Source organism: Oleiphilus sp. HI0043 (assembly GCF_001634935.1).
Window position 1 is genome coordinate 1 of sequence record NZ_LWEY01000607.1, and the last position, 919, is coordinate 919.

Genomic DNA, 919 nt, shown 5'->3' on the forward strand with positions numbered 1-919 from the left:
AAATGCTCAACTTTTTGCGAAAGCTTAACGAGGTCCCTACCCTGGTTAATCAGCCGGCCTCGCTCATCCAGCACTTTAATGTTAAAGCGCAGGTGACTGTCTAGTGACTCAAGATTCCAGGCCTCAATAGGAATAGATATGCTGCCTATAATTTTTAGCTCATCACTAAGAATCTCAAGCAAAGGGCGTGAACTAGCTTCAACCTTTGGCAGTATCTTGTCTACAACATCCGGCACAGGAACAAAGTGCTTTCGCAAAGTTCTGGGAAGCGTTTTGATCAGGTGGATGCATTTTTCACGAAGCAAGCCAGGAACTATCTTCTCGAGTTTATCTACAGTTAGCTGTTTTATTGCATTAATTGGCACCGAGATATTTACACCATCATCTTCAGCGCCGGGTTTGAACTGGTAACTCAGAGGAAAGCGTATGCCATTATTTTCAATATGTTCAGGATATAGGCCCGGATCGAATGAATCCGCATTTTCGCTGCGCAGCTGACCTTTTGTAAACCGTATTAGCTTTGAGTCAGCTTCGCTTGCTTTTTTTGCCCACTTTTCAAATGCAGCACCACTCACAATGTGTTCAGGTAAAGCCTTATCGTAAAGTCCGTATATCACCTCATCATCGACCAGGACATCTTTACGACGCGTGCGGTCTTCAATCGATTCCACTTCATCAATAAGCTTTAAGTTATGAGCGATAGCCTTATTTTTGGTGCGAAACTCTCTCTCTATGAGTCCGGTGCGAATAAATATTTCACGGCAAACTCCTGGGTCAATCTGGCTGTAGTTAACTGGGCGCTGAGAGACAATTTCAAGTCCGTATAAGGTCACCTTTTCTTTGGCAATTATTTGTGCCCTTTTGGCTTCCCAATGAGGTTCGGCATAAGAACGTTTTACCAAATGCTTTGCAAGCGGTT

General features: G+C 43.7%; 1 protein-coding gene. It reads right to left on the reverse strand.

Features of this window, described 5'->3' with window-relative positions:
• On the reverse strand, positions 1-902 hold a 902-nt coding region (locus tag A3729_RS07460; RefSeq protein WP_156497770.1), incomplete at its 3' end, for a DUF3418 domain-containing protein.
• Positions 903-919 lie beyond the last annotated feature (17 nt).